The sequence below is a fragment of the Clostridium sp. DL1XJH146 genome (assembly GCF_054819755.1).
The window spans coordinates 1-13649 of sequence record NZ_JBTVVN010000036.1 but is presented as its reverse complement, the minus strand read 5'-3'; the positions used below and the strand labels follow the sequence as shown (position 1 = coordinate 13649).

Sequence of the window (13649 nt, the reverse complement as noted above, 5' to 3'; positions counted from 1 at the left end):
TTAAAAGAGCTAAGAAAAGTTAACAAAAAGTTAACAAAGACACGACAAAAGTATATTTATTACGACAAAGGAAATTAAACACAAATAAAGAATATATTTAATATAAACTAATATACTATGTTGAGGTGTTGAAGAGTGGAGAAAAAATGGTTTTATTACTTAAATGAAGAAAAAGTTGGACCGTTTTGTGCTGAGGAGATTAAAGATTTTTTGCAGGAAGGAAAAATAGAATATCATACTTTGCTATGGAAGGATGGTATGGATGCTTGGCTCCCTTCACATAAGATTCATACATTTATAAAAGTAGTAAATATTCCAAAAGAACTAAAAGCTTTAAGTGTAGTTAAAAAAGACAATAAGAAAAATGTTATTATAATATTTTTAGTAATAGTTTTAATAATGATATTAATAGTGGGTTTAAAAATTTTATAGAAATAAAAAATACAACCTGTTTATCCTTCTTAATAATTCCTTGATAATTCAGTAGTATCATCAAGTTATAGTAAAAGTAATTACAAAAACAATTACAGAAGCTAGATATCTAATTAAAAAGGAGGAATAGAATATGAATGGCATAACAAATACAATAGCTAGAATGGGAAGTGGATTTGCGGGTGATAATATGAAAGCAGGAGCACATCAGATATATGGAATGGGTGGTTCCTCAAGGTTGTTTATGATAGTTCATTTAGTGGTTGCAATTGCTATTATAGTTGCTATCATTGTGATTGTAAAAAAAGCAAAAAAACGTAAAAATATTAAAAGTGAGGTTCATGAAGATAAATATAAAAATAGCGACAGAGATTATTCTTCTGCTCTTAGTATACTAAACAATAGATATGTTAATGGTGAAATAAGTGATGAAGAATATATTCGAAAAAAAGCAATTCTTAATGGAGAAGAGATCCAACTACAAGAAGAAAATACAGTCAATATTGAAAAAGATAATACTAACATTGAAACTAATGATAGTGAATAATTGAAAATTATATTTTAAAAAAAGTTAGCTCTTAAAAAAGCTAGCTTTTTTATATATAGTCTAGCTTATTTTATCAATAAAATATATACTAAGTGTATAATTATTCTTATTTTACAGATCTAAATACAACAACATAAACAGCGCACTATTAATTATGAACCGTGAACTATGAACTATGAACTGTGCACTGTGAACTATAAAAAAGGAGGTCCATATTAATGGATAATTACAATATTTTAATTGTAGATGATGAGAAAAAAATCGTTGATACTATAGAAGCGTATTTATTAAAAGATGGTTATAATGTTTTTAAAGCATATAATGGTAAAGATGCTTTAGAAATATTTGAAAATGAAGATATTAACTTGCTTATATTAGATTTGATGCTTCCTTATTTTTCTGGAGAAGAAGTTTGCAGTAAAATTAGAGCAAAATCAGATATTCCTATAATTATGCTAACAGCAAAGAATAACGAAGATAGTAAAATAGAAGGACTATCCATTGGGGCTGATGACTATGTAACTAAGCCTTTTAGTGCCAGGGAACTTGTTGCAAGAGTAAAAGTACAATTAAGAAGAAATTATAAAGATGTAAAGTTGATGGCTGAAAAATTTATAATAAATAATGGTGAATTAGAGATAGACTTTGAAAAGCAAGAAGTACTAAAAAATAAGCAACCTATAAAGTTAACTTCCTACGAATTTAAATTATTAAAAGCATTGACGGCTTATCCAGGTAAGATTTTCACAAGAGAAGAATTACTAGACAGAGTAATGGGAGATAATGTGGAAAGTTTTGATAGAAGTATTGATACTCATATTAGAAATTTAAGAAAAAAAATTGAAGAGGACTCTAAGGCACCTAAATATATATTAACAGTCTATGGTGCAGGTTATAAATTTGGAGGTTTCAATGATTAAATTTAAAACAACGCTAACTAGTAAAATCACATTTAGCTTTATAATATTAGTATTTATATCAGTATTTATTTCAGTTACAATTGCAAACTACATAATGGGTTCTCAGTTTAATAAATATCTTGATTATGAGCAAGAAGACAAGGTGGAAAGAGTTCAACAATTAGTTCAGGGCATTTTTGAATCTAGCGATATAGAGGAATATTATAGTGAATTAAAGACTTATGCAGAAGGACAAGATTTATACATTGAAATAAAAGATGCTGGTGGTGAATCAATATTTTCAACAAATAAACCATCTTTAATGTATAGGCAGCAGACCAAAATACTTGAAAGTAAGGGTGAAATTGATAAAGGACATCATATCGATAGTCTTACTAATAGTATGAATTATGAAGAAAATAATTTTAGTGTAATTGTCGATGATGAAGCAGTAGCAACGTTAATAATAGGTTACTATGACGCTTTTAAATATACAGAACAAGTAAGTTTATTTAAAGAAACTATGGCAAAATCATTTATTTTTTCTGGATTAATAGTTATTTTTTTAGCTATAGTATTAAGTTATTTTATTTCGAGGTCCTTGTCGAAGCCGATTATTAGCGTGACACAAATAGCCCATAAAATAAAAGAGGGTAATTATAAAACTAAAGCAGATGAATCATCTTCCACAAAAGAGATTTATGATTTGTCAAAATCCATCAATTTTCTAGGAGAAAGCCTAGAAAAAGATAAGAATCTTAGAGAAAAATTAACTTCAAATTTAGTCCATGAAATAAAAACGCCACTTACAATAATTAATAATTTCTTGGATGCTTTTATAGATGGGATATGGACTCCAGATGAAGAAAAATTAAATAGTTGCAAAGAAGAGGTAGATAGATTAGCTAAGATGACTGATAAGTTAAAGGATATTTATCTGCTAGAATCAGCTCAAATGCATCTAAATAAAGAAAAATTTAATTTATCTAAATATGTTGAAGGAATTATTGAAGTGTTTTCACCATTGTTTAGAGAAAAAAATATAAGTATAGATAAAAGATTACAGTTGGATATTATTGCTAATTTAGATAAAGATAAAGTAAAACAAATAATCTATAATTTGCTTTCCAATTCGATGAGATATACAGACAATGGAGGTATAATTAGTATTGTTCTTAAAAATTCGAACGATAAAATAATTTTGTGCGTTGAAGATAACGGAATTGGTATAAGTAAAGAAGATTTGCCATATATCTTTGAAAGATTTTATAGATCTGACGAATCTAGAAGCAGAGAAACAGGAGGAACTGGAATAGGACTTTCTATAACTAAAAGCCTTGTTGAGGCACAAGAAGGTAATATTTATGTGGAAAGTGAAGAGGGAAAAGGAAGTAAGTTTGTGGTAGAGTTTTAGGACTTTATATTGTGTAGAAAAGGGGATTTGAAAAGATGGATTCAGGGGTGAAAGAGAGAATTAAGTATAATGGATACTTGTTGATTACTGCAATTTTATGGAGTAGTGGAGGAGTGTTAATAAAATTAGTAAATTGGAATTCAGCAGCTATAGCTGGTTCAAGGAGTTTATTTGCAGCAATATTTATTTTATTTATCATTAAAAAACCAACTACTAATTTTAATAAAGTTAAGATTGGGGGAAGTCTTTCTTATGCAGGAACGTTGACCTTTTTTGTGATTGCAACGAAAATTACTTTTTCAGCTAATGCAATAATATTACAATATACGGCACCTATATATATTCTTATTTATGGAACAATATTTTTGAAAGAAAAAATATCTTTAACAGATATAGTGTGTATGTTTGTAATATTTACAGGGATAATTATGTTCTTTATTGATGACCTTAGTTATGGTAATTCAATAGGAAATTTCTTTGGAGTATTAAGTGGAATAACCTTTGCATCTATGATTATTTTTATGCAAAAGGACAAGGATAATGAGCAAGTTAATACAGTTTTTTGGGGAAATATTATTGCTTTCATAATAACATTGCCATTTATGTTTGGAGAAATACCAGATTTAAAAAGTATACTTGGACTAATTATTTTAGGATTTTTTCAAATAGGATTGCCATATGTTATATATACTAAAGCAGTAAACAAGGTATCTGCTCTTGATGCAGTTTTAATACCTATATTAGAGCCCGTATTAAATCCTGTTTGGGTATTTTTGGTTTTAGGGGAAAGACCAGGTCATTTTGCAATTATCGGAGGTATTATTGTTCTAATTGCTGTAAGTTTTAGAAGTTTAGCCCCACTTTTTATTAAAACGACAAAACTCTCTTCAGCTACAAAATAGATAAAAAAATGAGCTATCATTTAAAATAAATGATAGCTCATTTTTTTATTCTTCAACTTCAAATAAGTCTTTACCTACTCCACATAAAGGACAAACCCAATCGTCTGGAATATCTTCAAAAGCAGTTCCTGGTTCTATTCCACTATCAGGATCACCAACAGCTGGATCGTAAACATAACCACATACAGTACAAACATATGACTTCATAAAAAATTCCTCCTAATTGATAATTTATATTTATTAACATAAATTAGTATTAACAAGATTATAATATAATATACAAGAAAAATCAAGGGAAAATAATGTCATATAACAGAAAAAAACAGTGTCATATAATAAAGAAAAACAATGTTTTATAATAGGAAAAAACAATGAAATAAAATAGGTGCTATTATTTTATTTATCTAATAGTATATAGTAGAGAATTTTTTAGGGAGTTATGATTATAATGGGAGTAAGACTTTTTATGCCTCTAGGGAGTTTCGTTATATTTATACTAGTCTCCTTTGGTTGTGGTACTATATGTGGGATATATGGATATTATAGATTTATGGAATATTATAAGAGAAAAGACTGAAAAACCAAATTACAATTAGCAATTTGCAATTAGCAATTTGCAATTGTGGAAGATTTTGCTGCGCAAAATCTACTAAAAAATTAATTAAAGATTCTCGACGATAGGAGAGAATCATCCACAATTGCTAATTGCTAATTGAACATTGCAAATTATGTTTTATCTTTTAAAAAGCATTGTGCATTGTACTAAGATTATTGTTCAATATCATCAAAACTATTAACTTCTTTATAATTCACATTTTGAGCTGTTTGGCTTTCTTTTTTTTCGTAAGTAGGATTATTTTGGCTTGAGTTATTATTGTTATAGTTTGAAGTATTGTTAGTTCTCTTATAGCCATCAGCTTTTCCTTCTGGTAATACTAAAGCTGCAATTATATATAAGACGATACCTATACCATAGAAAAATGATACGAGAGCCCAAATGATTCTAATAATAGAAGGATCTACATTAAGAACTTCAGCTAAACCGCCACATACACCTGCGAGTTTTTTGTCAGTAGTCGATTTGTATAATTTTATATTATTCATTTTTTCACCTCCAAGGGTTAGTTTTCAATTTTAGAAATAATATTAGTTAAAATATATTATTACGATTTAATAATAGTATCTATAGTACTTATATATGCAAAACTTATTTATTTATTTATTGAAGATTTGTATATTTTTAATTAAGTTCTATAGAGTATACTATACAATTATAGTTTATTATAAATTAATTAATTTAACAAGTGGTGTAATGTCATTTAGTTTATAATTATTGACACAGATATCTAAGTTTGATATTATTAACGAGAATTGAATACTTTTTTTAGGTGCTGATTTATGTAAGGATTATCTTTATAAAATCAGATAATAGGGAAATAGGTGAAAGTCCTATGCGGTCCCGCCACTGTAAGGAAGAGTGATAGACAAAAGGCCACTGAGTTTTTGGGAAGGCGTTATATCACAATGATTCCAAGTCAGGAGACCTGCCTGAAAAATCGTATACACAAAACTTACGAGGATAGGTTTATGTGGAATATTATATGTCTATTAGAGATTAATATCCTACAAAAACTGCCTGATAGGCGGTTTTTGTTTTTTCACGTAAAAACTAGCTCCACGTTATTATTAGGCTATATTTTGGAGTATTGTTCATTTTAATAGTTTTGTTTTAGTAATAAGGTTAGCTTTAATATAAATGTGCAATGTGCAGAGTGCGGAGTGCAGTTATGGATGATTTTGCTGCGCAAAATCTTTGAATTAATTAAATGATTAATAGATTCTCGACGATAGGAGAGAATCATCCATAATTGCTAATTGAACATTGAAAATTGCTAATTAGAATAAAAACTAAAATTTATTATTTAAACAAAATTTTAAATAAGAATAACACTTTAGAATGGCGCCAAAAGAAACCAGGAGGGGTATTAAATGAAAAGATTTAAAAGTTATTTATCTGTTTTATTAGTTGGATTGATGGTATTTGTAGTATCAGCGTGTGGAAATAATGCGTCTGAAAACAATAGTGCAAATAATAATGCTAGCAATGATGCGGCGGTAGAAAGTGAAGAAGGTACTGAGGAAGTTTTAACACAGTATCCACTTACTGTTGTGGATTCTTTTGATAGAGAAATTACAATAGATGAAGAACCAACTACTATTGTATCTATAGCTCCTAACATTACTGAGATTGTTGCTGCATTAGATGCTGAGGACAAACTAATAGGTAGAACTGATTACTGTGATTTTCCTACTGAAATAAGTGAGGTTGAATCAATTGGAAGTATAACAGAACCTAATGTTGAAAGAATAGTTGAATTAGATCCAGATGTTGTTATCGCATCTACTCCAGTGACAAAAGAAGTAGTAGATCAAATTGAGGAGTTAGGTCTTAAAATTATTGTATTAAGCGAAGAGCAGAACTTTGATGGAGCTTATGAGGAGATAATCAAAGTTGGAGAAGTAGTAAATAAAAAAGTAGAAGCTGAAGAAATTGTTAGTGGAATGAAAACAAAATATGATGAAGTTGTAGCTAAAGTTAAAGATTTAGAAAAACCATCTGTATATTATGTTGTAGGGTTTGGACAATATGGTGATTTTACTGCTACTGGTGATACATATATTCACCCAATTATAGAGGCAGCCGGTGGAGAAAATATAGCGGCTGAAGATGAAGGTTGGGGCTACAGTTTAGAAAAGTTAGTTGAAAAAGACCCTGAGATCATTATTTGCTCTCAGTATTTTGATACAAAAGCAGGCATCGAAGCAACAGATGGATACAAAGACCTTAGTGCAGTTGTTAACGGGAAATTGCTTGAAATTGATAACAATATGATTGATAGACAAGGACCAAGATTAATAGACGGGCTAGAAGCAATGGCAAAATTGATTCATCCGGAAGCATTTTAATTAAGAGACAAAAGATAGAAGATAGAAGATAAAAGATTAATGCACAATGAACAATGCACAATGCACAATTAAGGAGGAAATTTTTTAGCGGAGCTAAAAAATTTCTTTCAACTTATTTACAGATTATGATTGATGATAAATCATCAATCATAATAATTTTAATGGATTTAATGGATATGTTTTATTAATTTAAGATTTTCTGACCAAAGGGAAGAAAATCATCCTAAATTGTGCATTGTAAATTGTGCATTGTGCATTGTATTTAAAATGTGCATTGAATTAAGTAGGTGTTTTTATGAGTTATTTTGATAAACAAAAGAAATATAGATTTATATTATTAATATTTACAATTGGTCTGTTTTTTTTGGTGATTTTTTCTGCAACTATGGGGATTGCTGAAGTTAGTTTTATAGACTCTTTGAATATTATAATTGAGAAAATTCCTTTCATAGGAAAAAAAATTGAAAATCCACTTATTTCTGATGTTTATAGGAAAATAGTTTTAAATATAAGATTACCAAGAATACTAGTAGCGGGACTGGTAGGAGCAAATTTAGCTGTAGTAGGCACTGCGTATCAAGGCATTTTCAAAAATCCTATGGCAGATCCTTACGTTTTAGGAGTTTCTACTGGAGGGGCATTAGGTGCAACTATAGCAATTATTTTAGGTGGGTCTTATTCATTTCTAGGGATGGGAATAATAACTTTTTCAGCTTTTGTTGGTTCATTAATGACAATTGTATTAGTTTATTCTATATCTAAAGTTGGCAATAAAGTTCCTACTGTTACACTACTGTTATCAGGTATTTCTGTGAGTTTTTTTGCATCATCATTAATATCTCTATTAATGGTTTTTAATAGGGATAGAGTAGACCAAATAATTTTTTGGACTATGGGAAGTGTATCAACAGCAGCTTGGAAACACGTTTATTTAATTTTACCAATCACTATATTGGGGACTATTATTATATATTCTTTTTCCAGGGATTTAAATGTTATGACAACAGGTGAAGAACAAGCATACTCATTAGGTGTAAATGTTGAATTTGTTAAAAAAACGCTGCTTGTAATTTCCTCATTAATGGTAGCTGTATCAGTTTCTATTACGGGTATTATAGGATTTGTAGGTCTAATAATTCCACATATGGTAAGAATATCTTTGGGACCAGATCATAGGGCATTGATACCTTTAGCAGCTATTGGTGGTGCTATGTTTATGATAATTTGTGATACTATAGCAAGGTCTGCAATGCCTCCAACAGAAATACCCGTGGGTGCTATAACAGCTCTTTTTGGTGCTCCTTTTTTCATATATTTATTAATTAGAAACAAAAATAAAGGGGTAAATGTATGAGTATAAAAAATAGTCATATTTTAATTGATAACCTTTCTTTTAGTTATTCGAATCAAAACATATTAGATAAAATTTCATTTGAAATAGAAAAGGGAGAGTTTTGCTCTATTATTGGGCCTAATGGTTCTGGCAAAACAACATTATTGAAGAATATTTCTAAAAGTATTACTCCAAAGAAGGATACCATTTTCATTGAGAATGAAGATGTAATAAAAATTAACAGAAAAGATATTGCAAGAAAAATGGCTCTTGTGCCACAAAATACATATATTGATTTTGAATTTTCTGTATTAGATGTTGTTTTGATGGGTAGAACACCTTATTTAAATCGATTTGAAGGAGAGAAAAAAGAAGATTTTAATATTGCAAAAGAAGCTATGATTAAAACTAACGTATGGAATTTGAAAGATAAAAGTATTAGTAAAATTAGTGGTGGAGAAATGCAAAGAGTACTTATTGCTAGGGCATTAACTCAGGAAACGAGTATTTTATTATTAGATGAACCCGTATCGCATTTGGATATGAATCATCAAATAGAGCTTATGGATACTTTAAAACTATTAAATGAAAAAGAAAATAAAACAATTGTTGTAGTTCTTCATGACCTTAATATTGCAGTACAATATAGTAATAAAGTTATATTGTTAAATAATGGTATGATAGAAGCGATAGGTCATCCTAAAGAGGTTCTTACTAAAGAAATAATAACTAAAATATATAATATAGATGTACATATTTTGGAGAATCCTGTTACTGGAAAACCATATATTATACCTATTAGTAAAACAATGAATAATGATAATAATAATAATAATAATAATAAATGCACAATGCACAATGCACAATGCACAATTAAGGAGGAAATATTTTAGCGGGGCTAAAATATTTCTTTTAATTTATTAGAAGCAAAGTCAAAAGCAAAGTCAAAAGAAAAGTCAAAAGCAAAGTCAAAAGCAAAGTCAAAAGCAAAGTCAAAAGAAAAGTCAAAAGAAAAGTCAAAAGAAAAGTCAAAAGCAAAGTCAGAAGCAATTAAAGATAATGAAAACTGATTTATGACCAATCTAAAACAAATCAAACCAATTAAAATAAACAAAGACAAATCAAATAAAGATATAAGAAAAATAAAATCAGTACGATATAAATAACAATTAGGATTTAAATCTTAATTGTAAATTAAAGCTTCTCCGAAGAATGAGGAGAAGCATCCGCAATTGTGCATTGTGCATTGTGAATTGTGCATTTGATTTTAAATTATTTTCTTTTGATCTTAATATACTTTTTTAATATTATATCCAGCACTGCCTAAATCACCGATTATTTGATTTACGTGGTTATGTCCGTTGGTTTCCACTGTTACTTCTAATTGTACTTGCATAAATCTATCATGAGTTTTAAATTGGTTATGGTCGAGTTTTATAATGTTTGCACCTAAATTAGAAAGTATTTCTGATATTCTAAGTAATTCTCCAGGTACATCAGGAAGTTCCACTGTAAAGCAGAATAGTCTACCACGGGAAACAAGTCCTCTATTAATAAGAGATGAAATGGTTACAACATCAATATTTCCGCCACTGATAATACAGGCTACTTTTTTATTACTAAAGTTTATTTTCTTTAAGGCTGCTACAGATAAGGCACCGGCGTTTTCGGCAACTATCTTGTGTTTTTCTAATAGCAGGAGAAATGCTTCCATTATGTCGTAATCAGAAACAGTTACTATTTCATCAACATATTCTTTAATAATACTAAAAGGTAAGTCACCTGGTTTTTTAACAGCAACTCCCTCAGCAATTGTTTTTACTCTTTCGAGGTGAACAATTGAGTTGCATTCAACGGATTGTTTCATAGCTTTTGCACCATCGGGTTCTACTCCGATTATTTTGATTGATGGCTTTAAACATTTAGCAGCAAATGCTACACCACTTATTAGACCACCACCACCTATTGGTGCGATGATGTAATCTATGTCCTCTAGGTCTTCTAAAATCTCACCTGAGATAGTACCCTGTCCTGCAATTACTTCTCTGTCATCAAAAGGATGGACAAATACTAAGTCATTTTCTTTTTGGAGTCTCAGGGCTTCAGTATAAGCTTCATCATAACAAGTTCCGTGAAGAATTACATTAGCACCGTAACCTTTAGTAGCAGAAACTTTGATAAGTGGAGTGGTTTTTGGCATAACGATAGTTGATTTAACTCCTAGAGCTGATGCCGCATAAGCGACACCTTGAGAGTGATTTCCGGCAGAAGAAGCAATTACACCTTTCTTTTTTTCCTCTTCGCTGAGATTACATATTTTATTGTAAGCTCCCCTTATTTTAAAAGAACCTGTTACTTGTAAATTTTCAGGTTTAAGATATATTTCATTACCAGTTTCTTTTGAAAAAATAGGTGAATAAATTAAATTTGTTTTTATAACTACATCTTTTAAATTATCAGTTGCAGATTTAATATCATCGCAAGAAATAAGTTCCTTTTTCTTTTCTATCCCCAAATTCGATTGCATATAATCGTCCCCCTAAATTGCGTTATTAAATATATAAATTCAATAATAGCACTAGGAAAGTATATCTTCAATCATATATTTTGTTTATATTTTTGCTTGAAATATAAGTTTATTGCTAAAAAGAATATATTATAATAATCTTGTTTTAATATAGCAAGGGCAAACCTTTACATGATTTAATGACAGCATAAAAAGCATAAACCCCTTTGGTTAAGATTTAATACAATTTGCAATTAGCAATTAGTAATTAGTAATTGCAATTAGCAATTAGCAATTAGCAATTAGCAATTAGCAATTAGCAATTAACGATGATTTTGCTACGCAAAATCTTTTAATTAATTAGATAATTAAAGATTTTCTGACCAAAGGGAAGAAAATCAACATCAATTGCAAATTGAACATTGCAAATTGCTAATTATCATTTAAAAAGCATTGCTAATTATCTTTCTAAAAAAGTGGTTCTTCAGCAATTATAAATCCTATTAATCCAGGACCGGTATGTACTCCTAAAACAGGGCTGATTTGTCCGAAATTTAATGAAGTAATATTTTGCAAAGTTTTCATCTTTTCAAAAAGTAATTTACCTTCAGCTTCGGCGCCTCCATGCATTATCCATATTTTAGATTTAGAGTTTTTTAATCTTTCCTCTGCAATTTCAAATAATTTTTTTGTTGCATGTTTTTTGCCACGGATTTTATCATAAGTGTAATATACTCCATCATCATTTATTGATATAATCGGTTTTATATTTAAAACGCTGCCTAAAGTTCCAGAAACCTTACCAATCCTGCCACCTTTTATTAGATATTTTAGGGTATCTACAACGTAAAAAACGCTTATTTTTTCTTTGATAGATGGTAATTTATTCACTATTTCCTCATAGGATTTATTTTGTTCAATTAATTCTGAGCAAGCTAATACAATTGCACCGGTACCAAGGGTTAGAGATTTAGAATCAAATACTGTACTTGTCAATTTAGGATGTTCATCGGCTATTAATTTAACGGAGTTATAAGTTCCGGATATATTAGAACTTAGATGAATGCATATGGTATGAGTATATCCCTCATCTTCTAATTTATTAAAAAGTGTATCTATTTCTTGTAACGATGGTAGAGAAGTAGTAGGTATTTCAGTTTCAATATTATCATAAACTTCTTGTGGGGATATTTCTATCCTGTCTAAGTATTCTTTGTTTTTATATATAATTTTCAGTGGGAGTACTTTAATGTCATATTGCTCAATTTGAGCTTTTTCAAGATCACAGGTACTATCTGCTATTAAGGCTATTTTTTCCAAGTTATATTCCTCCTCTAAATGATATTTTGATATGAACAATATTTTAAATAAATATCTCGTTTGCAATAGTCTATATAGATAGTATAACAATAAAAACTATAATTATTTATTTTGCCAAATATTTTGAAAAAAAGATAAAAAAAGACTACAAAAATTTATGTAGAGATATGTAGCGACAATTTGTTTTACTATAGGAGCAGATGATTTGAAAATTTAGTAGATAGCAAAGCAATATTATGAAAATATTGGACAATTGCACTAATGTTAAATATAATAAAACTAGACTGAGTAAAAATTATAAATAGAAGGTGTTACAATGATAAAATTATCAAGGAATGATTTGTGTTGGTGTGGTAGTGGACAAAAATATAAAAAGTGTCACTTAGAATTAGATCAAAAACTTATAAAATTAAGTAAAGAAGGTTATTTAGTTCCACCAAGAAGATTATTATTAAGTGCTAAGGATATAGAAGGAGTAAGAAAAGCAGGGAAAGTTACACATGATGTACTTGATATAGTTGGAAATATTATTAAACCTGGTGTTTCAACTGAAGAAATTAACATTTTAGTGCATAATACAACAATAGAAAAGGGAGCAATCCCAGCACCATTAAACTATTCTGGATTTCCTAAAAGTGTTTGTACATCAATTAATGAAGTAGTTTGCCATGGTATTCCAAGCGAGGATAGAATATTAAAGGATGGAGATATAATAAATGTAGATGTAACTAGTATATTGGATGGATATTATGGAGATGCCAGTAGAATGTACCTTGTTGGAAATGTGGATAAAAAAGGTAAGGAAATTATAGAAATTGCAAAAGAATGTTTATATAAAGGAATTGAGCAAGTAAAACCTTTTGCAACTGTTGGAGATATTGGATATGCTATTAATGAATATGCGGTATCAAAAGGGTATTCTGTAGTGAGAGAGTATGGTGGTCATGGTATAGGAAAGAAATTTCATGAAGATCCTTTTATTGATCATGTTGGAAGAAAGGGTGAAGGTATGGTACTTGTCCCAGGCATGATATTTACAATAGAACCTATGATTAATGAAGGAACTTTCAGATGCAGAGTTCTTAAAGATAATTGGACAGCTGTAACAGCAGATGGAAAATTATCAGCACAATGGGAACACACTCTTGTAGTTACAGAAACAGGGTATGAGATACTTACTTAAAAGAAAATGCTTAAAGAAAATGCTTAAAGAAAATGCACAATGCACAATGCACAATGCACAATTTAGGATGGGGCTGTCTCAGAATAGAAAACTGAGATAGCCTCAGTTTTTTATTTTTTTAATGAAAAAACGAGCCACAAAGGGCT

The 13649-nt window shown here is 29.3% G+C and carries 14 protein-coding genes and 1 riboswitch; of the genes, 10 read left to right on the top strand and 4 right to left on the bottom strand.

The annotated features are described in order from the left end of the window. Positions 1–135 precede the first annotated feature (135 nt). The 5 genes from ACVHXK_RS14730 to ACVHXK_RS14710 all read left to right on the top strand — a co-directional run bounded on the left by ACVHXK_RS14730 (position 136) and on the right by ACVHXK_RS14710 (position 4194). Entirely contained in the window at positions 136–432 is a 297-nt protein-coding gene (locus ACVHXK_RS14730; protein WP_461207171.1) for a DUF4339 domain-containing protein, read from the top strand. A gap of 133 nt (positions 433–565) precedes the next feature. Continuing rightward, positions 566–979 (top strand): SHOCT domain-containing protein, encoded by a 414-nt coding sequence (locus ACVHXK_RS14725; RefSeq protein WP_461207170.1) that lies wholly within the window; start codon positions 566–568, stop codon positions 977–979. A 218-nt stretch (positions 980–1197) separates the two neighbouring features. After that, positions 1198–1899 (top strand): response regulator, encoded by a 702-nt coding sequence (locus ACVHXK_RS14720; RefSeq protein WP_461207169.1) that lies wholly within the window; start codon positions 1198–1200, stop codon positions 1897–1899. After that, positions 1892–3292, top strand: coding sequence for a sensor histidine kinase (locus tag ACVHXK_RS14715; protein WP_461207168.1), 1401 nt, complete (start codon positions 1892–1894; stop codon positions 3290–3292). Before ACVHXK_RS14720 ends, ACVHXK_RS14715 begins: the two co-directional genes overlap by 8 nt. 35 nt (positions 3293–3327) lie before the next feature. Beyond that, positions 3328–4194 carry a DMT family transporter gene (locus ACVHXK_RS14710; protein ID WP_461207167.1) on the top strand — a complete coding sequence of 289 codons (867 nt, stop codon included), beginning with the start codon at positions 3328–3330 and terminating at the stop codon, positions 4192–4194. A gap of 45 nt (positions 4195–4239) precedes the next feature. Here ACVHXK_RS14710 and rd read toward each other — a convergent pair whose 3' ends face one another. Continuing rightward, positions 4240–4401, bottom strand: coding sequence for a rubredoxin (gene rd, locus ACVHXK_RS14705; protein ID WP_461207166.1), 162 nt, complete (start codon positions 4399–4401; stop codon positions 4240–4242). A gap of 241 nt (positions 4402–4642) precedes the next feature. Between rd and ACVHXK_RS14700 the strand changes: the two genes are divergently transcribed. After that, positions 4643–4771 (top strand): hypothetical protein, encoded by a 129-nt coding sequence (locus ACVHXK_RS14700; protein WP_461207165.1) that lies wholly within the window; start codon positions 4643–4645, stop codon positions 4769–4771. Positions 4772–4962: 191 nt separating this feature from the next. On the opposite strand, the gene ACVHXK_RS14695 is transcribed toward ACVHXK_RS14700, so the two are convergent. Then, the gene (locus ACVHXK_RS14695) at positions 4963–5298 is read right to left on the bottom strand and encodes a PspC domain-containing protein (protein WP_461207164.1); all 336 of its coding nucleotides are present in this window, start codon (positions 5296–5298) and stop codon (positions 4963–4965) included. A 265-nt stretch (positions 5299–5563) separates the two neighbouring features. Next, positions 5564–5760: riboswitch (cobalamin riboswitch) on the top strand. Positions 5761–6183: 423 nt separating this feature from the next. Between ACVHXK_RS14695 and ACVHXK_RS14690 the strand changes: the two genes are divergently transcribed. From ACVHXK_RS14690 to ACVHXK_RS14680, 3 genes are all read left to right on the top strand, one after another. Continuing rightward, positions 6184–7161: an ABC transporter substrate-binding protein gene (locus ACVHXK_RS14690; protein ID WP_461207163.1), complete on the top strand. Its 978-nt coding sequence runs from the start codon at positions 6184–6186 to the stop codon at positions 7159–7161. Positions 7162–7456: 295 nt separating this feature from the next. Continuing rightward, on the top strand, positions 7457–8515 hold the full coding sequence (locus ACVHXK_RS14685; protein WP_461207162.1) for a FecCD family ABC transporter permease: 1059 nt from the start codon (positions 7457–7459) through the stop codon (positions 8513–8515). Then, on the top strand, positions 8512–9387 hold the full coding sequence (locus tag ACVHXK_RS14680) for an ABC transporter ATP-binding protein (protein WP_461207161.1): 876 nt from the start codon (positions 8512–8514) through the stop codon (positions 9385–9387). The genes ACVHXK_RS14685 and ACVHXK_RS14680 overlap by 4 nt, the downstream gene beginning before the upstream one ends. A gap of 395 nt (positions 9388–9782) precedes the next feature. Here the strand turns inward: ACVHXK_RS14680 and ilvA are convergent, their stop codons facing one another. Then, the gene (gene ilvA, locus ACVHXK_RS14675) at positions 9783–11021 is read right to left on the bottom strand and encodes a threonine ammonia-lyase (RefSeq protein WP_461207160.1); all 1239 of its coding nucleotides are present in this window, start codon (positions 11019–11021) and stop codon (positions 9783–9785) included. A gap of 447 nt (positions 11022–11468) precedes the next feature. Then, positions 11469–12320 carry a DegV family protein gene (locus ACVHXK_RS14670; RefSeq protein ID WP_461207159.1) on the bottom strand — a complete coding sequence of 284 codons (852 nt, stop codon included), beginning with the start codon at positions 12318–12320 and terminating at the stop codon, positions 11469–11471. Positions 12321–12636: 316 nt separating this feature from the next. Between ACVHXK_RS14670 and map the strand changes: the two genes are divergently transcribed. Beyond that, entirely contained in the window at positions 12637–13503 is an 867-nt protein-coding gene (gene map / locus ACVHXK_RS14665; RefSeq protein ID WP_461207158.1) for a type I methionyl aminopeptidase, read from the top strand. The last annotated feature ends 146 nt before the right edge of the window (positions 13504–13649 follow it).

Coding starts and splice junctions, on each gene's coding strand:
- ACVHXK_RS14725 (WP_461207170.1), top strand. CDS start 566: ATGAATGGCATAACAAATACAATAGCTAGAATGGGAAGTGGATTTGCG.
- ACVHXK_RS14720 (WP_461207169.1), top strand. CDS start 1,198: ATGGATAATTACAATATTTTAATTGTAGATGATGAGAAAAAAATCGTT.
- ACVHXK_RS14715 (WP_461207168.1), top strand. CDS start 1,892: ATGATTAAATTTAAAACAACGCTAACTAGTAAAATCACATTTAGCTTT.
- ACVHXK_RS14710 (WP_461207167.1), top strand. CDS start 3,328: ATGGATTCAGGGGTGAAAGAGAGAATTAAGTATAATGGATACTTGTTG.
- rd (WP_461207166.1), bottom strand. CDS start 4,401: ATGAAGTCATATGTTTGTACTGTATGTGGTTATGTTTACGATCCAGCT.
- ACVHXK_RS14700 (WP_461207165.1), top strand. CDS start 4,643: ATGGGAGTAAGACTTTTTATGCCTCTAGGGAGTTTCGTTATATTTATA.
- ACVHXK_RS14695 (WP_461207164.1), bottom strand. CDS start 5,298: ATGAATAATATAAAATTATACAAATCGACTACTGACAAAAAACTCGCA.
- ACVHXK_RS14690 (WP_461207163.1), top strand. CDS start 6,184: ATGAAAAGATTTAAAAGTTATTTATCTGTTTTATTAGTTGGATTGATG.
- ACVHXK_RS14685 (WP_461207162.1), top strand. CDS start 7,457: ATGAGTTATTTTGATAAACAAAAGAAATATAGATTTATATTATTAATA.
- ACVHXK_RS14680 (WP_461207161.1), top strand. CDS start 8,512: ATGAGTATAAAAAATAGTCATATTTTAATTGATAACCTTTCTTTTAGT.
- ilvA (WP_461207160.1), bottom strand. CDS start 11,021: ATGCAATCGAATTTGGGGATAGAAAAGAAAAAGGAACTTATTTCTTGC.
- map (WP_461207158.1), top strand. CDS start 12,637: ATGATAAAATTATCAAGGAATGATTTGTGTTGGTGTGGTAGTGGACAA.